General features: G+C 71.3%; 26 protein-coding genes. 9 read left to right on the top strand and 17 right to left on the bottom strand.

Annotated features, from left to right (window positions below):
• Positions 1–225: 225 nt before the first annotated feature.
• From ACFY04_RS08840 to ACFY04_RS08830, 3 genes are all read left to right on the top strand, one after another.
• A complete protein-coding gene (locus tag ACFY04_RS08840; protein WP_389115123.1) occupies positions 226–1,431 on the top strand; it encodes a sensor histidine kinase in 1,206 nt (401 codons plus the stop codon).
• Complete coding sequence (locus tag ACFY04_RS08835) at positions 1,428–2,093, top strand: response regulator transcription factor (RefSeq protein WP_301373371.1); 666 nt, start codon at positions 1,428–1,430, stop codon at positions 2,091–2,093. Before ACFY04_RS08840 ends, ACFY04_RS08835 begins: the two co-directional genes overlap by 4 nt.
• A 69-nt stretch (positions 2,094–2,162) precedes the next feature.
• Entirely contained in the window at positions 2,163–2,612 is a 450-nt protein-coding gene (locus tag ACFY04_RS08830; protein WP_389115122.1) for an NUDIX domain-containing protein, read from the top strand.
• A gap of 57 nt (positions 2,613–2,669) precedes the next feature.
• On the opposite strand, the gene ACFY04_RS08825 is transcribed toward ACFY04_RS08830, so the two are convergent.
• From ACFY04_RS08825 to ACFY04_RS08815, 3 genes are all read right to left on the bottom strand, one after another.
• Positions 2,670–3,278 carry a DUF6529 family protein gene (locus tag ACFY04_RS08825; protein ID WP_389115121.1) on the bottom strand — a complete coding sequence of 203 codons (609 nt, stop codon included), beginning with the start codon at positions 3,276–3,278 and terminating at the stop codon, positions 2,670–2,672.
• Between the two features lie 232 nt (positions 3,279–3,510).
• Positions 3,511–3,876, bottom strand: a complete 366-nt coding sequence (locus ACFY04_RS08820; protein ID WP_373040106.1) for an ArsR/SmtB family transcription factor — start codon at positions 3,874–3,876, stop codon at positions 3,511–3,513.
• Positions 3,877–4,057: 181 nt separating this feature from the next.
• A complete protein-coding gene (locus tag ACFY04_RS08815) occupies positions 4,058–4,432 on the bottom strand; it encodes a hypothetical protein (protein ID WP_389115120.1) in 375 nt (124 codons plus the stop codon).
• Between the two features lie 323 nt (positions 4,433–4,755).
• Here ACFY04_RS08815 and ACFY04_RS08810 point away from each other — a divergent pair, with 323 nt between their 5' ends.
• Complete coding sequence (locus tag ACFY04_RS08810) at positions 4,756–5,031, top strand: SHOCT domain-containing protein (RefSeq protein WP_389115119.1); 276 nt, start codon at positions 4,756–4,758, stop codon at positions 5,029–5,031.
• Here the strand turns inward: ACFY04_RS08810 and ACFY04_RS08805 are convergent.
• Complete coding sequence (locus ACFY04_RS08805; protein ID WP_389115118.1) at positions 5,012–5,530, bottom strand: SRPBCC family protein; 519 nt, start codon at positions 5,528–5,530, stop codon at positions 5,012–5,014. The genes ACFY04_RS08810 and ACFY04_RS08805 overlap by 20 nt on opposite strands.
• 38 nt (positions 5,531–5,568) lie before the next feature.
• Positions 5,569–6,564, bottom strand: a complete 996-nt coding sequence (locus tag ACFY04_RS08800; protein WP_389115117.1) for an ArsR family transcriptional regulator — start codon at positions 6,562–6,564, stop codon at positions 5,569–5,571.
• A 70-nt stretch (positions 6,565–6,634) separates the two neighbouring features.
• On the opposite strand from ACFY04_RS08800, the gene ACFY04_RS08795 reads away from it, so the two are divergent.
• The 3 genes from ACFY04_RS08795 (at position 6,635) to ACFY04_RS08785 (ending at position 9,701) form a co-directional block, all read left to right on the top strand.
• Complete coding sequence (locus ACFY04_RS08795) at positions 6,635–7,537, top strand: oxidoreductase (RefSeq protein ID WP_389115116.1); 903 nt, start codon at positions 6,635–6,637, stop codon at positions 7,535–7,537.
• Between the two features lie 102 nt (positions 7,538–7,639).
• Entirely contained in the window at positions 7,640–8,602 is a 963-nt protein-coding gene (pip, locus tag ACFY04_RS08790) for a prolyl aminopeptidase (RefSeq protein WP_389115115.1), read from the top strand.
• Between the two features lie 91 nt (positions 8,603–8,693).
• Positions 8,694–9,701, top strand: a complete 1,008-nt coding sequence (locus tag ACFY04_RS08785) for a hypothetical protein (RefSeq protein ID WP_389115114.1) — start codon at positions 8,694–8,696, stop codon at positions 9,699–9,701.
• Between the two features lie 16 nt (positions 9,702–9,717).
• Here the strand turns inward: ACFY04_RS08785 and ACFY04_RS08780 are convergent, their stop codons facing one another.
• The 3 genes from ACFY04_RS08780 to ACFY04_RS08770 all read right to left on the bottom strand — a co-directional run bounded on the left by ACFY04_RS08780 (position 9,718) and on the right by ACFY04_RS08770 (position 11,231).
• The gene (locus ACFY04_RS08780) at positions 9,718–10,365 is read right to left on the bottom strand and encodes a DUF6461 domain-containing protein (RefSeq protein WP_389115113.1); all 648 of its coding nucleotides are present in this window, start codon (positions 10,363–10,365) and stop codon (positions 9,718–9,720) included.
• Positions 10,366–10,439: 74 nt separating this feature from the next.
• Positions 10,440–10,688 carry a hypothetical protein gene (locus ACFY04_RS08775; RefSeq protein WP_389115112.1) on the bottom strand — a complete coding sequence of 83 codons (249 nt, stop codon included), beginning with the start codon at positions 10,686–10,688 and terminating at the stop codon, positions 10,440–10,442.
• A 36-nt stretch (positions 10,689–10,724) separates the two neighbouring features.
• The gene (locus ACFY04_RS08770) at positions 10,725–11,231 is read right to left on the bottom strand and encodes a hypothetical protein (protein ID WP_373039893.1); all 507 of its coding nucleotides are present in this window, start codon (positions 11,229–11,231) and stop codon (positions 10,725–10,727) included.
• Positions 11,232–11,460: 229 nt separating this feature from the next.
• On the opposite strand from ACFY04_RS08770, the gene ACFY04_RS08765 reads away from it, so the two are divergent.
• A complete protein-coding gene (locus tag ACFY04_RS08765) occupies positions 11,461–12,318 on the top strand; it encodes a serine protease (protein WP_389115110.1) in 858 nt (285 codons plus the stop codon).
• A gap of 68 nt (positions 12,319–12,386) precedes the next feature.
• On the top strand, positions 12,387–12,770 hold the full coding sequence (locus ACFY04_RS08760; RefSeq protein WP_373039895.1) for a toxin Doc: 384 nt from the start codon (positions 12,387–12,389) through the stop codon (positions 12,768–12,770).
• A gap of 10 nt (positions 12,771–12,780) precedes the next feature.
• Here ACFY04_RS08760 and ACFY04_RS08755 read toward each other — a convergent pair whose 3' ends face one another.
• The 9 genes from ACFY04_RS08755 to ACFY04_RS08715 form a co-directional block, all read right to left on the bottom strand.
• Positions 12,781–13,167: a hypothetical protein gene (locus ACFY04_RS08755; RefSeq protein ID WP_389115108.1), complete on the bottom strand. Its 387-nt coding sequence runs from the start codon at positions 13,165–13,167 to the stop codon at positions 12,781–12,783.
• A 310-nt stretch (positions 13,168–13,477) separates the two neighbouring features.
• Complete coding sequence (locus ACFY04_RS08750; RefSeq protein WP_389115106.1) at positions 13,478–14,395, bottom strand: MurR/RpiR family transcriptional regulator; 918 nt, start codon at positions 14,393–14,395, stop codon at positions 13,478–13,480.
• 66 nt (positions 14,396–14,461) lie between these two features.
• A complete protein-coding gene (locus ACFY04_RS08745; RefSeq protein ID WP_389115104.1) occupies positions 14,462–15,169 on the bottom strand; it encodes an NADPH-dependent FMN reductase in 708 nt (235 codons plus the stop codon).
• Between the two features lie 86 nt (positions 15,170–15,255).
• The gene (locus tag ACFY04_RS08740; RefSeq protein WP_389115103.1) at positions 15,256–15,597 is read right to left on the bottom strand and encodes a TcmI family type II polyketide cyclase; all 342 of its coding nucleotides are present in this window, start codon (positions 15,595–15,597) and stop codon (positions 15,256–15,258) included.
• Positions 15,598–15,617: 20 nt separating this feature from the next.
• Positions 15,618–16,097: an SRPBCC family protein gene (locus tag ACFY04_RS08735; RefSeq protein ID WP_389115101.1), complete on the bottom strand. Its 480-nt coding sequence runs from the start codon at positions 16,095–16,097 to the stop codon at positions 15,618–15,620.
• A 1-nt stretch (position 16,098) separates the two neighbouring features.
• Positions 16,099–16,353, bottom strand: a complete 255-nt coding sequence (locus ACFY04_RS08730; RefSeq protein WP_389115100.1) for a phosphopantetheine-binding protein — start codon at positions 16,351–16,353, stop codon at positions 16,099–16,101.
• 18 nt (positions 16,354–16,371) lie between these two features.
• Complete coding sequence (locus tag ACFY04_RS08725; protein ID WP_389115098.1) at positions 16,372–17,598, bottom strand: beta-ketoacyl synthase N-terminal-like domain-containing protein; 1,227 nt, start codon at positions 17,596–17,598, stop codon at positions 16,372–16,374.
• Positions 17,595–18,866 carry a beta-ketoacyl-[acyl-carrier-protein] synthase family protein gene (locus ACFY04_RS08720; protein ID WP_389115096.1) on the bottom strand — a complete coding sequence of 424 codons (1,272 nt, stop codon included), beginning with the start codon at positions 18,864–18,866 and terminating at the stop codon, positions 17,595–17,597. Before ACFY04_RS08720 ends, ACFY04_RS08725 begins: the two co-directional genes overlap by 4 nt.
• Positions 18,863–19,306 carry a cupin domain-containing protein gene (locus tag ACFY04_RS08715; RefSeq protein WP_266600549.1) on the bottom strand — a complete coding sequence of 148 codons (444 nt, stop codon included), beginning with the start codon at positions 19,304–19,306 and terminating at the stop codon, positions 18,863–18,865. Before ACFY04_RS08715 ends, ACFY04_RS08720 begins: the two co-directional genes overlap by 4 nt.
• Between the last annotated feature and the right edge of the window lie 36 nt (positions 19,307–19,342).

Raw genomic sequence — 19,342 nt, 5'->3', positions numbered from 1 at the left:
GGCGGCCGGCCGGTCCCGGGGGGCGGATCTCCGTGCGCCCTCCGGTTCCCTGCAACCTAGCCTGATCCGCCCGCCTCCACCACCAGGTGTCGATCACACCGCGCCACCGGCCGGGCCGTCGTCCGCGCGGCCGAAAAGTCGGGTACGGGTACTACGTGGGGAGTACGCCTGAAACGCTACGCCGGGGTGACGCGGGTGACGGCGGACGCCGTCTAGCGTGGCTGTATGGAAGAGCTGCGCGAGCGCCCGGGTCCCCCGTGGCGGCGGTGGGTGGAGCGGACCGGGCGGGGCCCGGCCTGGCGCTCGGCGCTGCTCGTGGCCGTCTTCGCGCAGGTCGGCGCGGGGTGGGCCGCGCACGCGCAGAGCGGGCGGGTGGCGCTGGACGGCTTCGCCCGGCTCCTGCTGCTGACCGGGCCCGCTCTGCTCGTGGTGCGGCACCGGTATCCGGTGGCCGTGGCGTACGGGGTCAGCGTCGTCACCCTGGTCTATGTGGGTGCCGGTTACCCGTACGGTCCCGTGTTCCTCAGTCTCGCCCTGGCCTGCTTCGCCGCCGTCGTCGCCGGGCACCGCCGGGCCGCCTGGGGCGCCGTCGGCCTGTTCTGGGCCGGGCACCTGCTCATCGGGCACTGGCTCTACCGGTGGCTCCCGCCCGCCGGGGACGGTCCGACGTCCTGGGCGCAGGAGGTGGGCGTCACCGCATGGGTGCTCGCGGTGCTCGCCGTCGCGGAACTGGTGCGCGTACGCCGGGAGCAGTGGGCCCGGGAACGCGCGGAGCGGGCGGCGGCCGAGAGACGCCGGGTGGACGAGGAGCGGTTGCGGATCGCACGGGAACTGCACGACGTCCTCGCCCACAGCATCTCGGTGATCAATGTCCAGGCGGGAGTCGGACTGGCTCTGCTCGACTCCGATCCCGAGCAGGCCCGTTCGGCGCTCGCCACCATCAAGGCGGCGAGCAAGGAGGCGCTGGGCGAGGTCCGGCAGGTCCTCGACACCCTGCGCTCCCCCGGCGAGGCACCGCGCTCCCCCGCGCCCGGTCTGGACCGCCTCCCCGAGCTCGTGGAGCAGGCCGCGGCGGCCGGACTGACCGTGGAGATCTCGGCCGAGGGGGAGGCCAGGGCGCTGCCCCCCGGCGTGGATCTCGCCGCCTTCCGCATCCTGCAGGAGGCACTGACCAATGTGATGCGCCACTCCGGGTCGCGCACCGCCCGTATCCGCCTCACCTGGCAGCCGCACGCCCTGGAACTACGGGTGGACGACGACGGCCCGGCCACGGGCGGCACCCCGGGCGGAAGCGGCAACGGGCTCGTCGGGATGCACGAGCGGGCCTCGGCCCTGGGCGGCACCGTCGAGGCCGGCCCGCGTGCGGACGGCGGCTTCCGGGTGCTCGCCGTGCTCCCGCCGAAGGCCGACGCGTTCGAGGAGGACCTGTGATCCGCGTACTGCTCGCCGACGACCAACTGCTCGTCCGGGCCGGGTTCCGGGCGCTGCTCGACGCCCAGCCCGACATCGAGGTGGCGGGCGAGGCCGCCGACGGCGACGAGGCCGTACGGCTGGTCCGGGAGCTGCGCCCCGACGTCGTGCTCATGGACATCCGGATGCCGGTGCTGGACGGACTCGCCGCGACCCGCCGGATCGGCGAGGACGGGTCCCTGGCAGCCGTGCGGGTGGTCATGCTCACCACCTTCGAGCTCGACGAGTACGTCTTCGAGGCGATCCGGTCGGGCGCCTCCGGCTTCCTGGTCAAGGACACCGAGCCGGAGGAACTGCTGCGGGCGGTCCGGGCGGTGGTCGCGGGCGACGCACTCCTGTCTCCCGGTGTCACCCGCCGTCTGATCGCGGAGTTCGCGGCCCGCTCGAAACAGCCCGCCACGGCGGCCGGGCTGGGCCGGCTCACCGACCGGGAACGGGAGGTGATGGCCCTGGTGGGCATGGGCCTGTCCAACGAGGAGATCGCCCGCCGCCTGGTCGTCAGCCCCCTCACCGCGAAGACGCACGTCAGCCGCACCATGGTGAAGCTGGGCGCCCGCGACCGCGCCCAGCTGGTCGTCCTGGCCTACGAATCCGGCCTGGTCCGCCCCGGCTGGCTCGGCTGAACGTTCGCCGTGTTGGTCATGACACGGCCAAGTAGGGTCAGGGCTGTGGAGACGACACACCGGCCCGCCGTGCGGGTGATCTGCCTGGATGCTGCCCAGCGCCTGCTCCTCCTCCGTTGGCGTGATCCGTTCGACGGTGTGATGCTCTGGGAGCCGCCTGGCGGCGGCATCGAACCGGGCGAGACACCGCTGACCGCGGCCCGGCGGGAACTGGCGGAGGAGACCGGCCTGGACCCCGCTGCGGTCCGCGACCGGTCTGTGCCGGTCCACCGTGACATTCGGTGGAACGGGAAGCGGTATGCCGGGCCGGAGGACTTCTTCGTGGCCCATTTCGCCGTGGAACGGCCGGCGTTGAGTCCGGCCGGCCTCCTCCCCGATGAGCAGGCCAATTTCCACGAACACGCCTGGGTCAAGTGGTCCGACGTGAACACGTTGCCGGATCGGATCGAGCCGCCGTCCTTGATGTCCGTTCTCGCCGCCCTGGTACCGGACGGGCCTTGGCGCGACCTGGCGCGTTGAGCGCGAACCCGTCGGTCACGTCCGGTCCGTACCGCGCCGAGGACGGTCGTCGGATCGTCATGTCTGCCCCGGTGGCAAGTGGTGGTGTCCGAGTGACAGCAACGGCACGCTGTTTCCGTTGAAATACCACAGCGCACTCGTGTACCAGAGGACCACCACCACGACCACCAGCGCGCCCCCGGCCAGTGGCAGGGCCCAGCCCGGCAGGCGCCGGCTCCGCACCAGCAGGACCTTGGCGGCGAAGGCCCCGTAGAAGAAGCAGCCCGCGATCGAGTGCACTGCCACACGCGCGCCGTTCAGCTGGACGCCGTACGCCTGGACGCAGTGCACGGTGATCGGGACGGTGAGGGCGAACAGGAGCACCCCGACGATCCGGTGGGTGAGGGACACCGGGCCCGGCACCCGGCGCACCCCGGGCAGCCGGCCGTACATCCACAGCGCCAGCAGCAGCTGGAGAGCGGCCAGCACCAGGACGCCGGTGGCGAGCTGTGCCTTGAGACGCACGGCATCGGTGTCCGCCTGGCCGAACAGGGTCGCGGTGTAATCCGGTGTGTTCGCCCGGCCGAACAGGAAGACGGCGGCGAAGACCGCAGCGGCAGTCGCGAACGCCAGTGCGAGAGCGAGCCCGGCTTCCGGGCGGCGCAGAGCGGGCCGGGCATGCGACATGGTGCTCCTCGTCTCGGAACGCTGAAGGTTGAAGGTTCGCCATCCCTTGTACTCGCCCGGTGCGGCGGACGGCGGCCGACGCGGCCGTAGCGGCCTCGACTCCTCGTCGGCGGCGTCGCCGGCGTACCCCGTTCCAGGGGCTCGGCCCTTCACAGATGCGGGGCAGGGGCAGCCCGCTCCGCCGGGCAGCGGTGCGCGCCTGCCGGGCCGGGGCAGGCTGCGCCGGTCGGCTTCAGCGGCCGATGACCTTGTCCGTGCAGTCCGGCTGCGGCCCCAACTGCTTCAGTTCGGCCAGGAGTTCACTCTGACCCGTCAGGAGCTCGGTCAGGATGCGGCGCGCCGCGCGCAGGAGGTCGGCCACGTCGCCGCCGGCGAGGGCGTAGCTGACGGTCGCTCCGTCGCGGATGGAGACGACGATGCCGGACCGGCGCAGGACCGCCAACTGCTGGGAGAGGTTCGATGCCTCGACGTCTATCGCGGCCAGGAGGTCGCGTACGGGTACGGGGCCGTTCTGCAGGAGTTCCAGGACGCGGATGCGGACGGGGTGTCCGAGCATACGGAAGAACTCGGCCTTCGCCTGGTAGAGGGGGACCTGCATTCCCATGAGTGCTCCTGCTGTTGCTTCAAACCTTGCTTGGGGGCGCGGGGCTTCCAGTCGGCCGACCACCCATACATTCGTACGGACGGGCCCACGCACGCCCGGGGATTACCTGTTTCAGATGTGCCGAGTTGAAGAATTCTTCAACTCGTGGGCATGCGTGGGCGCGAAAATGCAGGGCTCAGAGCTCCAGGGCGGCCTCGATGCGCTTGAGCTGGTGACGGGCCATCGCCAGGTTGGACTGGGACTTGTCCAGTACGACGTACAGGAACAGCCCGCCGTGGCCCCGGCCCTTGAGCAGCCGGATCAGGTGGTACTGGCCGCCGAGGGTGATCAGGACGTCCTCGATCTCGTCCTTCAGGCCCAGCATCTCCATCGTGCGGACCTTCGCCCGGATCACGTCCGTGTTGCCCGCGGCGGCGACCGTGAGGTCAAGATCCTTGCCACCGCCGAGGGTCCCCAGCGCCATACCGCTGGTGTAGTCCACCAACGCGGCTCCCATCGCACCCTCGATCGACGTCATCGTCTCCTTCAAAGAGACCTCAACGTTCGCCATCGGTATTCGCTCCCTTGCCTTCTACGGACGCCGCCCGGTGCTCCGTTCCTGCCGACACCGGACTGCTTGTGATCCCGACGCTACCGAGCGTGCGTGGCGGCGTACGGGGAACGGGGAAATGCGTGAAATATGCGTATTGCCCTCTGCTGTCCTACGCGTACCGGCTCGCACGGCTGCCTCGCACGGCCGGCTCGCACGGCTGCACCCCAGGTACTTCCGTGGAAGTACCTGGGGTGCAGCCGGCCGTACGACGACCGGAGGGGGCTTTCCGAGGAGTCTCGGGGTGAGACGAAACGTCCGTCCTTCCGAGGAGATGAATCGACATGGATACCTTCACCAGCCTCGCCTACGACGGGCCCGGCCCGTGGATCCTGTTCCTTCCGCTGATCTGGGCGGCGGTCGTCGTCGGTGTCGTCACCGTGCTGCGGCGTACCGTCTGGCGCGGGCGCCGCGGGGCGGCGGCGTACGGCGAGCGGTCACCGATCGCGGTCCTGGGGCGGCGCTTCGCCGCCGGGGAGATCGACGAGGACGAGTACTGGCGGCGGCTGTCCGTCCTGGACGAACAGTTCGGCCGGTCTCTCAAGGACGGGGCTGCGTGACTCCGACAAAGCCCGCCGCGATCCGGTCCAGGGTCGTACGCATCCCGGCTCGGTTGACCGCGATGCGCCGGTCCGGGCTGGTGCCGGCGAACACCGTGCCGAGCAGCACGGTCAGGCGGGAGCCCCGGCCGGTGCGCAGGTCCTGCCAGGTCTCCGTGACGCGCGTGCCCTCGCCCTCCGGTTCGAACCGGTAGCCCCAACGCGCGATCGGCAGACCGAAGATGCCGACATCGAAGGTGAACTCACCGGTTCCGTCCGGCGCCTGCGCCGGTGCCCGCAGGGCTGTGATCCGGCCCACCGTGAACCAGACGAACGGCCCTCTCCGGTTGAACCCGACGAAGCGGCTGCCGGGGCGGGCCGGCGTTCGGGGCACCCAGATGCGGCGGCATTCCGGGCTCCAACGGCCCATGTTCCGCAGGTCGGAAACCATCCGGTGGACGTCCGCGGGGGCCGCGTCCACCACGATGTGCTCCTCCAGGCTCCACCGGCGCTCGCTCATGGTGCCCCTCCCCGTGATCGTTCCCGTGATCGTCCCCGTTACCCGCCTGGAGTGTAGGCAACGAGGAGGGCCTCGGCGACGGCGGTGCGGGCATAGAGCACCGAGCGGCCGGCCCGGTGGGCGCTGACCAGGCCCGCGGCGCGCAGCGCGGTCAGGTACTGGGACACTCCGGCGGCCGAGAGCCCCGTACGTCGGGCCAGTTCGGTGGTGGAGGCCGGGGATTCCAGTTCGGTCAGCAGCCGGGTGCGGGAGCGGCCGAGCACGGCGGCCAGGGCCTCGGTCCGGCCGGCGGGCCGGGGTTCCCACAGGGAGCCGGTGCCGCGCGCCGGATAGGCGAGTTGCGGCGGTTCCGGGGGCGTCACCCGGGTGAAGGGGACCGGTCCGGTGAAGACCGAGGGGATCAGCAGCAGCCCGGCGCCCGCCGTTCCGCGGGACAGGGGCCGATGCCGACGGGACAGCCGGAGCGCGTTGTCGCCCCAGCTCACCGAGGGGTGGAGGTCGTTGAAGAGGCGGCCCGCGCCGTGCTCGGCGGCCTGCCGGGCCCGGTGGAAGACATCGGCGTCGAGGACCGCGCGGATCCGTGCCCAGTAAGGCGCCAGGGCCAGCTCCCAGTAGGTCCCGATCTCTTCCGCGACCCGGACCAGGCGGGCCGGCGGGTCGGCGTACAAGGTCCGCGTGCGCGGGCCGAGGCGTCCCTGTTCCTGTCGCAGACGGTCGAGGTCCCGGCGGACCCGGGAGGTGGGGGTGGCCTGGATCCTGGCCAGTTCCTCCGTCAGGGAAGGAGCCGCACCCGTGGGCGCCGGGTTGAGGAAGTCGGGTACGTACCCCGAGGGCGGGATCAGTTCGGCCAGCCAGCCCCGGTCGAGGCCGGCGGCCGCCAGCCGTGGCCTCACCTGCTCGGTCCAGGGCCGGTGTACGGGGGACGCGGCGCCGGAGGCCAGGAGCCGGTAGCTGGGCCCGGCCTCCCACATCGGTGAGACGGCGAACCGCATCTGCGCGAGATCGCTCACGGAGAACGCCAGTTCGGCCCGCACTGTCCCTCCAAGGATTCAGTCATGCCTTAATCAATGGCCTGGCAGCCTACCGGGTGGGGATCATCCGGGCATGACCTCACAGACGATGACGGCGGACGCCGCGGGCACCTGGAACCTCGGCGACCTGAAGATCAACCGGATCGGCTTCGGCGCGATGCGCCTGACGCAGACCGGCGAGGCGTTCGCGGACGACGCCGTACCCCGGGACCGCGGCCAGGCGGTCGGCGTGCTGCGCCGGGCGGTCGAGCTCGGGGTGAACCATATCGACACCGCCGCGTTCTACTTCTCGCCGCTGCGCTCCGCCAACGAGCTGATCAGCACGGCGCTGGCCCCCTACCCGGAGGACCTCGTGATCACCACCAAGGTCGGGCCGGGCCGGGACCCGTCCGGCACCTGGCTCGAACACGCCACCCCGGAGCTGCTGCGCGGCCAGGTCGAGGAGAACCTGCGCCAGCTCGGCCGCGACCACCTCGACGTGGTGAACCTGCGCATCGTCGGGACCGATTCCATCGCCGAACGCTTCGGCGCGCTGGCCGGGCTCCGCGACGCGGGCCTCATCCGCCACCTCGGTATCTCCAACGTCACCCCCGAGCACCTCGCCGAGGCCCGGGCCATCGCGCCGGTGGTCTGCGTGCAGAACATGTACGGGATCGGGGTGCGGCCCGAGCACGACGGGTTCGTGCGCAGCTGCGGTGAGCAGGGCATCGCGTTCGTCCCCTTCTACTCCATCGCGGGGACCGGTCGGCAGGCGGGCGCGAGCGGAGCCGAGCGCGAGGAGGTGCGTGCCGTCGCCCGGGCTCACGGTGCGAGCCCGGCGCAGGTCCGGCTGGCGTGGACGCTCCGGCGGGGACCGCACGTACTGGCCATACCCGGCACGGGCGACCCGGATCACCTGGACGCGAACGTGGCCGCCGGTTCCCTGCGCCTGTCGGAGGAGGATCTGGCCGTCCTGGAGGCGGTGCACCACAGCTGACCGGTGCGTGGTGCCGGTGGGGCGTTGCGGCTGTCACCTCGGCCGTGTTGTCTGGCGCGAGACGTTGTCCGATGGTGCATCCGATGTTCTGGGGGTCCGGGAATGGGCGAGCTTTACCCGCCGGTCGAGCCGTACGAGAAGGGGATGCTCGATGTCGGCGACGGCAACCTCGTGTACTGGGAGGTCTGCGGCAACCCGGACGGCAAGCCGGCGCTCGTCGTTCACGGCGGTCCGGGATCCGGGTGCGGGGCCGGGGCGCGCCAGTACTTCGACCCGGACCGCTACCGGGTGGTCCTGTTCGACCAGCGTGGCTGCGGCCGCAGCACACCGCACGCGAGCGATCCCAGGACCGACATGCGGCACAACACCACCCGGCACCTGATCGCCGACATGGAACGGCTGCGGGAGCACCTGGGTATCGACCGCTGGCTGCTGTACGGCGGCTCGTGGGGGTCCACCCTGATCCTGGCCTACGCCGAGACACACCCGGAGCAGGTGTCGGAAATCGTCATCCCCGCCGTCACCACCACCCGGCGCTCCGAGATCGACTGGCTCTACCGGGGGGTCGGCCGGCACTTCCCCGAGCAGTGGGAACGCTTCCTCGCCGGAGCCCCGGGCACACCGCGGGACGGTGACGTCGTCGCGGCCTACGCGCGCCTGGCCGGACACCCGGACGCAGCGGTACGGGAGAAGGCCACCGCCGACTGGTGCGCCTGGGAGGACGCGGTCCTGTCCGGGGAGACGAACGGCGCCTCCAACCCCTATGGCGACCGCCCCCCGGCCGCACAACTGGCCCTGGTCCGCATCTGCTCCCACTACTTCTCCCACGGAGCATGGCTGGAAGAAGGCGCCCTGCTCCGCGACGCCCACCGCCTGACAGGCATACCCGGTGTACTGGTGCACGGCAGGCTCGACATGGGCGGCCCGCTCGACACCGCGTGGGAACTCGCCCGCGCATGGCCCGACGCGGAGCTGATCGTCGTCGGAGATGCGGGCCATCTGGGCAGTGCCACGACACGCGCCCGTGTTCTCGGAGCCCTTGACCGTTTCGCCCGCCAGGAATGAGACCCGGAACGGTCTCCCTCCCCCGGCCGGGGGAGGGAGACCGTTCCGGCGGCCGACGCCACCCCGCCGCGGTCGGTGCGACGTTCAGAACATGACCAGTGCCGAACGGACGATGAAGGCGCTCTGGAGCGCTTGGTGGCGGCGATGGCCGCGCTGGGTGGCCCGGGCGACGATGCTGTGGGCGGTGCTGTACGCCGGCTTCGGCCTGGTGTGCGCGCTGAGCGGGACCCCCTTGCTCTACCACGGTGGTGGCTCAGGGGCACCCGGCCTGGGTTGGGCGGTCGTGGCGCTGGGTGTGCTGGGTGCGTCGGTCGGCGGAGCGGTGGTGCGGTACGGGCTGCTGCCACCGTTGCGCGTGCTGCTCTGGGTGGTGTGCGGGCTGGCCGGGATCACCGCGTTCAGCCTGCTGATGGATGTGATCACGCTGATGCTCGGTCAGGGAGTGGACAGCCGGGCCTCCGCTGCGAACAAGGCCCTCGCGGCGGTCGGGGCGGTCCTGCTCGCGGCCACGGCCCGGTCCGACCGCCTGCCCGCCGGTCCTGCTGCAGGAGCGCCGTCCGCTGCGCCGCAGCGCCTCCGACTCGCCGCCTGGGCAGGGACGCTGGCCTTTGTCCCGTACGCGGCGATGAAGCTGGTCTGGGCGTCCGGCGGGACGTTCGCGGGGATCACCGGTGAGGAGATGCTCGCGGTCTCGGAGCGGAACGGCGCCTCGGGGGTCTTCCTCACGCTGGAGTCCTGGGGCCTGGACCCCACCGCGCTGCTGGCCGCGCTCGGCGTTTTCCTGCTGTGGGGCCTGGTCCGCCCGTGGGGGCAGGTCTTCCCCCGCTGGACGCTGTTCCTGCGCGGCCGACGGGTGCCGCGCTGGCTCCCGCTCGCCCCGGCCCTGCTCGGTGCCGCCACGCTCGCCCCGTACGGCGTTGTGGGGGTCGGGTACCTGGTCCTGGCCACGACCGGCGTGGTGACGATGCGGCGCGGCGACTTCCACTCCTCGGGCGACGCGCTGCTGGTCGGCTGGATCGGGATGGCCGCCTTCGCCGTCTACGGCATCGCCCTGACCATCGCGGCCCGCTCGTACTGGCTCCGGACGCGTCCCGCCTGATGTCGGTGGTGATGCTCTACCACTCCGCGGCGGGTTCCTCCGGCACCTCGCCCGTCTGGTACGCGGCATCCGCAAGCAGTTGCCCGGTCACCCGTACGCCCGTGAGGCGCTCGGTCAGCGCGAGTACCGCCGCCTTCCTGTCGACGTCGGGGTCTTCGTCACCCGTCGGGTTGAGTCCGACCTCCCTCATCACGGCGTTCAGCTCATCGGGAGTGCTGCCGGTCCTGTCCGCCGGCCACTCGAAGGTGGTCCGCAGTTCCCCGTCCTCGTACCAGTGGAAGAAGTCCATGGGCTTCCCCCCGTTGCTCGAATGAGAGACGGCCCGCGTCCCGGCGGAGAGGGCTTCCATGATGGTCGGCCGTGTTCCCAGGTCGCCGCCGAACTCCAGAGCGAGGGTCCAGTCCCCTCCCTCGCCAGGCACGGTGAACGCTCCCACGAGAAAGGACTCGGGCCAGTCCTCGTACCCGAACATGATCTCCGTGTGCTCATGGATCAGTTCGCGGACCCCCTCACACGTCTCCCGTGGCTCGGCCCCCGCCACTCCGAGCAGCTCCGCAGGCGAGAGTCCCCGCACCAGCGTCAGTGTGTACCCGCCCTCCAGCCCGTACGCGAACAGGGATGAGGAACGTATCCAGCCGTAGTCGGCTGCGGTGGCTGAGGTCATGCAGCGCATCCTGCCAGCACCCACTGACACCGGGGAACCGCAGGTCGGGACACCACTCCGGCCTGCAGCACCCTTCAGGGGAGGTCGTCGGTCGGCGGGTCGGCCTCGTACACGTGGGGGGTGTCCCACTCCCAGTCCAGCAGCCCGGCGCCGCCGAGGACCACGTCGTCGGGGTCCGGCATGCCGGCCCGGCGCAGGAACTCGATGACGTCCTCGTCCGAGCGGGCCAGGCCCAGGGACTCCTCTCCGTTCGAGGTCCGCAGGGTCACCTGCCGGCCCCCCGACGGGAAGATCCGGTGCACGACGACGGGTGCATGATGCATACCCCCAGCCTCGCCCCGTCGGCCCGGCCCGGCACCTCAGGGGGTGCGGCCGACCGTGGCGCCGCGGTCGGCGCGCGTGGGGATGCGGAACGTGGAGGGGTCGGGGTAGGTGGCCTTCTCGGCCTGTACGACCTCCTCGATCGTGGCCTTGAAGGCGGGCTCGAAGAAGTCGACGGCCAGCAGCAGCCGCAGTCCCTCCAGGGTCGGATCGAGCAGCGGGCGGCCCATGCGGGCACCGCCGCCCGAGATGCCGGGGAAGCCTGCCCGGGCGGTCTCCGGTCTCTCTCCGGCACGCTCCTCGAGGCCGGCGGCCGCGTAGCCGGCGATCAGCGCGAGCTCGGCGAGGTACTTGCGGGCCCCGAGGGCCATCTCCTCGGCGCCCTGCAGGGTCTGGACCGAGCCGCCCGCCACTTTGAAGTCGTCGCTGATCCTCTTGAGGCCGCGCGCCTCGTACACGGTGCGCGCCTCCTCGAAGAGCCGCCCCGCCTCGTCGACCGCCTTCATCGCCGTCACCAGCTGGTCGATGTCGATCTCGCGCTTCACGTTGCCTCCTGGTCCGGAACTGTGCTGCACCGACCGTAGGAGGCAAAGCCACCGGTGCGGAACACCCGTGCCCGGTCCGTTATCGGTGCACTCGGCGCCGTTCGGGACCCCTCCCCCGGCATCAGCGTCAACTCACCACGCGGTCTTGCGACTTGCAGCCGGGGTCCCAACAATGCACATGACAACCGGAGGATCTTCGGTCGCATTGTCATCAGAGGGGAACCCCCACATGAACAAGCCTCTCACCGGCGCCTTACTCTCCCTGCTCCTGCTGGGAGCGGCGGTCACCCCCGCCGTGGCCGCGCCCACCGCGCCCACCACCACGCCACCCGCCGCCCCCGAGGCCACCGCCGTCGCGGTCGACTTCGCGGGCACCGTGGCCCTCAGCAACTGTTCCGGTTCGGTCGTCCGCGCGCCCGGCTCCCAGCCGAACGACCTCGCGCTGGTCCTGTCCAACGGGCACTGCCTGGAGTCGGGCTTCCCGGCGGCCGGCGAGGTCGTCAAGGACCGCCCGTCCAGCCGCTCGTTCTCGCTGCTCAACTCGGCCGGATCGAAGGTCGGCACGCTCCGCGCGAGCAAGATCGCGTACGCGACGATGACCGACACCGACATCTCGATCTACCAGCTGACCCGGACCTACGCCCAGATCCAGAGCCAGTACGGCATCACCGCACTGACGCTCGACGGCGCACGCCCGGCCCAGGGCTCGGCAATCAAGGTGGTCTCCGGCTACTGGAAGCGGATCTACAGCTGCAACGTGGACGGCTTCGCCTACCGCCTCAAGGAGGGCGACTGGACCTGGAAGGACTCGGTCCGCTACACCTCCGCCTGCAACACCATCGGCGGCACCTCCGGGTCACCGGTGGTCGACACGGCGACCGGCAAGGTCGTCGCCGTCAACAACACGGGCAACGAGGACGGCGTCCGCTGCACGGTGAACAACCCGTGCGAGGTCGACCAGAACGGCAACGTGACGGTCCGCCAGGGCATCAACTACGCGCAGCAGACGTACATCGTCGTCCCCTGCATAGCACCCGGAAACAAGATCGACCTGAACCGCCCCGGCTGCACGCTCCCCAAGCCGTAATCCCGTGCGCGTCCCCGCCCGACCGGAAAAGCCCCACGGCCGGGCCCCGGGCGGGGATACTCAAAGGCGTGGAACTGCACATCGATCACCGCTGGCTGCTGGAGCGGCAGGAGGCGCTGTTCAAGGACGTGGCGGTGGCCGACCACTCCGCCCTGGTCGCCGCCGTGGCCCGGCACCGGGTGAACACGCCCAGCCTGGAAGTGGACGACCCCGACGCCTACTGGCGGGCGGCCGCCCTGCTCGACGCGATCGTGCTGCTCCGGCCGCTCCCCGACTCCAACGAGTACTTCGCCTACGGGGTCGCCGTCGCGTACATCGAGGCCTCCGGCAAGGCGGTGGACGCCACCTACGAGCAGTGGCGCGATCTCATCACCGACATCCGCATGCTGCGCGCCACCGTCTTCGACGTGGCCGCCCGGCTCCGCTCCTGGCAGCCGACCCAGACGGTGTAGGGCGCCGCGGTCAGCGCCTGCGCTGGGCGGGGGTGCCGACAAGGAGCGCGTCGGACACGAGGCGTGCGCCGCGGGCGAGCCGGCTCAGCTGCTCCAGCTCGACGGCGTACATCCTGATCGAGTTCTCGATGACCGACTCGGCGATGCCCATGGTGGGCAGCTCGGCGCGGCTGGTCTGCAGGGCCGCCCGCACCGCGCGCATCTCGTGCTGCAGCTGGAGCTGGACGTGCCGGGCCAGGAGCGCGTGGTGACGGGTGAGGGTCAGGTAGCCGCCGTAGCGGGCCGGGAGCAGATCCCGCAGCCAGCGTGTGGCCGTGCGCTCCCAGTCGTGCGTACCGGGTGCCTTGACCTGCATGGGCCAGTCAGGGCTGAGGGTATACGTGGCCGTCTGAGGCATTCTCGTCACTTCCGAGTGGTGTCGAACTCTGATCGAGACGTTCTTGGGGGGCGGCCTCGGCCCAGGGGTTGACCGAGGCCGCCATGGGCGCCCTGCGGGGATCCAAAGCCTGGACCCGACACGCGGTCGCGACCTGAGGAGGTTCGTCGTACCGCGAGTACGTTCGGGAGGACATGGGGGTCCTCCTTGGCATCTGGTGGATCCGGAGCGCCGTCGTCAGTAAACATATATACCGTCGAGTAAGCAAGCGTATGAAAAATTTCATGCACCTCGAAGGCTGAATATCGCCTGGTGAACCGAGCCGGAACGGCTACAGGAAGAAGCCGTGCTGGTCGGCCACGTGCTCGTAGCTCTCCAGACGGGCCTGGGTCCGCTCCGGGTCCGCGTCGGCCATCGCCTGCAACAGGGCCGCGGACAGCATCCCGGGCGCCGCGTACGAGTCGAAAACCAGCCGGGATCCGGTTCCCGCCGTCAGGGCCACGTCCGCCTCGTCCACCAGGGGCCCCAGGGTGGGGTCCGTGATCAGGACCACACGCAGCCCCGTACTGCGGGCGGCGCGGATCGCGGCCAGGGTCTCCTTGGCGTGCCGCGGCATCGCGAAGGCCAGCACCCAGGTCCCGCCGGCCGCCCTGGACTGCAGCAGCGCGTCGTAGGCGACGCTGCCGCCGCGGGTCACCAGGCGTACGTCGGGGTGGATGCGCCGCGCCGCGTACGCGAAGTATTCCGCGAGCGAGACCGAGATGCGCAGGCCGAGGACGGTCAGCGGCACCGAGGCGGCCAGCTCGCGGCCGATGTCCAGCACCTGGTCGGTGTCGGCGAGCAGCCTGCGCACGTTCTCCAGGTTCTCGATCTCGGCGTCGACGGCTTCCTGCAGCTCGTTGCGGCGGATCTGCGTGCGGGTGTCCGGGGTGCGGGCGACGGCGCTGAGCGCGATCGGCTGCAGTACGTCGCGCAGGGCGGGGTAGCCGCTGAAGCCGAGGGAGGCGGCGAAGCGGGTCACGGAGGGCTGGCTCACGCCCACCCGCTCGGCCAGTTCGGTGATCGAGAGGAACGCGGCCTCGGTGAGGTGGTCGATCAGGTACTGGGCGATGCGGCGCTGGCCCGGTGACAGGCGGCGTCCGTCGAAGAGCGCGAGGAGCCGGTCGGCCGGAGGACGGACCTCTTCGGCCGACTGGCCCCCTGGTGTGATCGCAGCCGCTTGTGCGCGTGCCTGCTGCCCCGATGACACTCGAGGGCCTCCCTAACTCATGTCACTCGCGCTCCAACATAGCTCACCCCCTGTGGCCGATGATGATCAGTCCTGGGCGCGCGAGGTCACGGGGGCGTCGGTGCGGTCGCCCAGGAACTCGTACCAGCGGCGCTGCAGGCACAGGTAGCGGGTGTCCGCCTCGACGAGGTCGAGGAAGGAGCCGATCGTACTGGTGAGGCGCTCGCCGAGGCCCCGGTCGGTGAGGGCGCCGTCCTCGGTGAACGCCTGGTGCGCGCCCGCCAGGCTGAACATGTCCGGGTAGACGCGCGCGCCCAGGTGTTCCAGCGGTACGCGCAGGGCCCACAGCCCGCGGTTGCCGCCGACCATCGAGGGCGAGGCCGATACCAGCAGGGTCTGCTTGTCCTTGAAGGGCTGCGGGCGGTAGCGGGAGACCCAGTCGATGGCGTTCTTGAGCACGCCCGGTACCGAGGCGTTGTACTCGGGGGAGGCGATGATCAGCGCCTGCGCGGCCTCGATCCGCGCGCACAGGGCCAGGGCTCCTTCGGGCAGTCCCTCGTCGGCCTCCGCGTCGCCGTCGTACGGGGGCATCGGGAAGTCGCCGAGCGTGGCGGCCCGTGCGGTGGCGCCGGCCCGGGACACCAGGGCGGCGACCAGGGCGCCGAGGCGGGCGTTGACCGATCCGGTGCGGGAGGAACCGGACAGGACGAGCACCTGCAGGGAGGTACGGGCGGGCTCGCCGTCGTGCGGACGGCCCGGATCCGCCGGGAAGTGGTCGATGTCGGTCGGGTTCATGCCGTCTTCTCCTGCTCTCCGCTGTGATCGGCCACGCGCGGCGGGACCCGCACACTTCGGTGTGCGGGTCCCGTCCGGGCCGCGGGTCACTTCGCGCCGGGGTTCTCCCAGCGGTAGAACTCGTGGGCCATGGCGTCCTTCGGACTGCGCCAGGTGTCCGGGTTGTGCGGGCTGATGTAGGCGGTCAGCCGGTCGCTGAGGTCCCGGAACTCCGGGTGCTCGGTGACCTTCGCGATGGCCGGGCCGGGCGGCCGGTCCGACTCGATCAGGTGCAGGTAGACGTCGCCGAACTGGAACAGGCTGCGGCGCGTGACCCCTACCAGGTGCGGGAGTTCACCCGCGTCCGAGCCCGCGAAGAGGTCGGCGATGTCCGGCGCCGATCCCGGTGCCATCCGGGCGACGATGAGAGCGCGGTGCGACTGGTTCATCCGGGTGCCTGCCTTTCGTCTCAGACTCGGCTGACGGCGGGGGCACGGCCCTCGCGCTGACGCTTCTCGATCTTGTCCCGGATGAGCGCCATCTGGATCGGGGAGTTGCGGTTGATGTTGTCGGTCATCCACGCGTCGTCGACGGGGGCGTCCGGCTTCATCGCGAAGTCCTGGGTCCACTTCATCCGGGTGCCACCGGGCACCTTGAAGTACTGCCAGTGGATGTCCATGTGCGCGAACGGGCCGGTCTCCACCCGCCGGGCACGGACCGTGAGGCCCTTGCGGTCGACGGTCCGCTCCGAGACCCAGCTCCAGACCTTGCCGTTCTCGTCGGGGTGCATCGTCAGGCGGAAGCGGGTGGTGTCGCCCTCCTCCTCGATGATTTCGAGGGAGGCGTACTCGCTGAACAGCTGCGGCCAGCTGGGGAGATCGTTGGTCATCTCCCATACGACGTCCACGGGCGCGTTGACGGTGATCTCGTTCTCGGTGTGTCCTGGCATGTCAGGCTCCGGTCATCAGACTGTGGTTGACGAGGTCGAGGAATTCCCCGGGGGTCTTGCAGCGGTCGGCGTGGGTGGGCAGGGCCCGCCCCCGCCGGTTCTCCAGTTCGCCGACGATCCCGAGCAGGCCCGGCGAATCGAGGCCGTACTCGTCGAAGGCGGAGTGCGGGCGGCTCGCGAGCTCGGTGGGGTCGACGGTGATGCCGGCCTTCTTCATGAGGGCCGCCAGTTCCTCCAGGGTCAGCCGGTCGGACATCTTGGTTCTCCCTTCTTCCTACGAGCCCTTGCGGACGACGAGCGCGGAGTTCGACCCCATCCGGCCGCGGCTGAGCACCAGCGCGGTGCGCAGCTCCGCGGTGCGGGCGCTGCCGGTCACCACGTCGAGGTCGTGGCACACGTCGTAGACGTTCGGGGTCGGCGGGACGATGCCGTGCTCCAGGGCCAGAACCGCGGCGGCGGTGTCGAGGGCGGGAGCCGCGCAGTACGCCCTGCCGGTACCGGACTTGGGCGCCGTGACCGGCACCTTCCGCCCGTACGCGCCGAGGGCGTCGGCGATGGCGGCCGCCTCGGCCGCGTCGGCCTCCGGGGTCCCGATGGCGTCGGCGAAGACCACGTCGATCTCCTCGGGCGCGCAGTCGGCTTCCCGCAGGGCGCCGCGGATGGCGTGGGCCAGTCCCTCGCCGGACGTGTCCCGTCGCCGGGTGCCGGTGAAGGTCGCGGCGTGGCCGGCCAGGACGGCCCGTACGGTGGCGCCGCGGCGGCGGGCCTCGTCCTCGTCCTCGACGACGAACATCGCGCCGCCCTCGGCGGGGACGAATCCGCAGGCCTTGTCGGTGAACGGCCGGTAGGCGCGCTCGGGGTCCTCCCCCGTGCTCAGCCCCTCGTACTCCAGCTGGCAGACGATGGAGTACGGCGCCAGCGGTGCCTCCGTCGCCCCGGCCAGCATGGCCCGGCTGCCCTGGCGGATCCCGCGGACGGCGTGCGCGAAGGCGTCCAGTCCGCCCGCCTCGTCGCTGGCCACGACCCCGCAGGGGCCCTTCAGTCCGCGCCGGATGGAGATCTGGCCGGTGCTCGCCGCGTAGAACCAGGCGATCGACTGGTACGGGCCCACGAAGCGCGGCCCCTGCTCCCAGAGGTGCTGGAGCTCGCGCTGGCCGAACTCGCCGCCGCCGGATCCGGCGGCGGTGACGACACCCACGGAGAACGGGTCGCCCTCGTAGTCGGCCCGGCCGAGCCGGGCGTCCTCCAGGGCGAGGTCGGCCGCGGCGAGGGCGTGGTGGGTGAAGCGGTCGGTCTGGACGAGGAAACGGTCCTCGACCATGGCGCCGGGGTCGAAGCCCCGGACCTCGCCCGCGACGCGCAGCGGCAGGTGCTCGCAGCCCGCCCTGGTGACCCGGTCCAGCACGCTGAGTCCGGACTGGGTCGCCTTCCAGAAGGCGTCGGCGCCCACGCCGTTGGGCGCGACGACTCCGATGCCCGTGATGACCGTACGTCTGGTCACGAGACCTCCTCCTTCGGACGGGTCATGACCACGGCGGACTGGAATCCGCCGAAGCCGCTGCCCACCGAGAGCACGCTGCGCAGCTTCCGGCCGCGGGCGACACGGGGTACGTAGTCCAGGTCGCACTCGGGGTCGGGCGTCTCGTAGTTCGCCGTCGGCGGTACCACCTGGTGGGTCATGGCGAGTACGCAGGCCGCGAGTTCGATCGCGCCGATCGCGCCGAGGGAGTGCCCCACCATGGATTTGATGGAGGTCATCGGCGTCTTGTAGGCGTGGTCGCCCAGGACCCGCTTGACCGCCGCGGTCTCGTGACGGTCGTTCTGCTTGGTGCCGGATCCGTGCGCGTTGACGTAGTCGATCTCGTCGGCGGCGACACCGGCCTCGGCGAGGGCGGTTTCGATGGCCCGGGCCATCTCCAGGCCCTCGGCGGTCAGCCCGGTCATGTGGTGGGCGTTGCCGAAGGTGGCGTAGCCGCCGATCTCGCAGTAGACGGTCGCACCGCGGGCGCGGGCGTGTTCCAGCTCTTCGAGTACGAGGACGGCTCCGCCTTCGCCGAGGACGAACCCGTCCCGGTCGGCGTCGAACGGCCTGGAGGCGTGGGCCGGGTCGTCGTTGTTCGGCGACGTCGCCTTGATGGCGTCGAAGCAGGCCACGGTGATCGGCGATATGGGTGAGTCGGAGGCGCCCGCGATGCACACGTCCATCCGGCCCTCCGCGATGGAGTGCACGGCGTACCCGATGGCGTCGAGTCCCGAGGTGCAGCCGGTGGAGACCGTCTGGACCGGGCCCCGCGCACCCGTCTGCTCCGCGACGGCGGAGGCGAGGGTGGCGGGGGTGAACGCCCGGTGCAGGAACGGGCCGGCCCGCTTGTGGTCCACGTCCCACCAGGTTCCGGACTGGCTGACGGCCACGTAGTCGTGCTCCAGCCGGGTGGTGCCGCCGACGGCCGTGCCGAGGGAGACTCCGGTCCGCCAGGCCTCGTCCGTGGTGAGGTCGAGTCCCGCGTCCTTCACCGCCTCCCGGGCGGCCACCAGGGCGAACTGGATGTAGCGGTCGGCCCGGTCCGCCTCGCCGGGTTCGAGGCCGTGTGCGGCGGGGTCGAAGTCGACCTCGGCGGCTATCCGGGAGCGGAACCCGGCCGGGTCGAAGAGGCTGATCCCGCGTGTCGCCGTACGGCCGTTGGAGAGCAGGTCCCAGAAGTCGCGGACGCCGATCCCGCCGGGCGCGACGACACCGACTCCGGTGACGGCCACCCGCCGGCGGGTCACGAGACCGCTCCCGTACGGTCCGGGGGCTGCTCCCACGCGGTGCTCTCCGGGTGCGGGGCCTGCTCGGTGTCCACGTGGCCGAGTTCGGGGCGCGGGGCCAGCGGGCCGAGGTGGAAGACCATGCGGGCCTCGGTGTCCCCGACGTTCCGGAAGCGGTGGCGCGTGTTGAGCGGGACCAGGAGCCCCTGGTCGGTGCGCAGCGGGTGGGCCTCGCCGTCGAGGTCGACCTCCAGCCGGCCGCTGACCACGTACACGAACTCCTCGGAGTACGGGTGGTAGTGCTCCGCGATCGACTCCCCGGGAGCCATGATCGCCAGGCCCATGAAGCCGCTGGTGGAACCCACCGAGGTCGGGGTGAGCACCGCCCTCAGGTCTCCGCCGCGCCGGCGGTTGGGGGGCGTCTCGCTGAGGTCCACGATGCGTGGGCGCTGTTGGGTCATGGCGGGTTCCTCCTGCGTGTGGGGAGAGCCTGGTGC

Source organism: Streptomyces sp. NPDC001549 (assembly GCF_042894025.1).
Lineage (GTDB): Bacteria > Actinomycetota > Actinomycetes > Streptomycetales > Streptomycetaceae > Streptomyces > Streptomyces kutzneri.
Note: the sequence above shows the minus strand (reverse complement) of the source record. Positions and strands in the feature narration are given on the sequence as shown.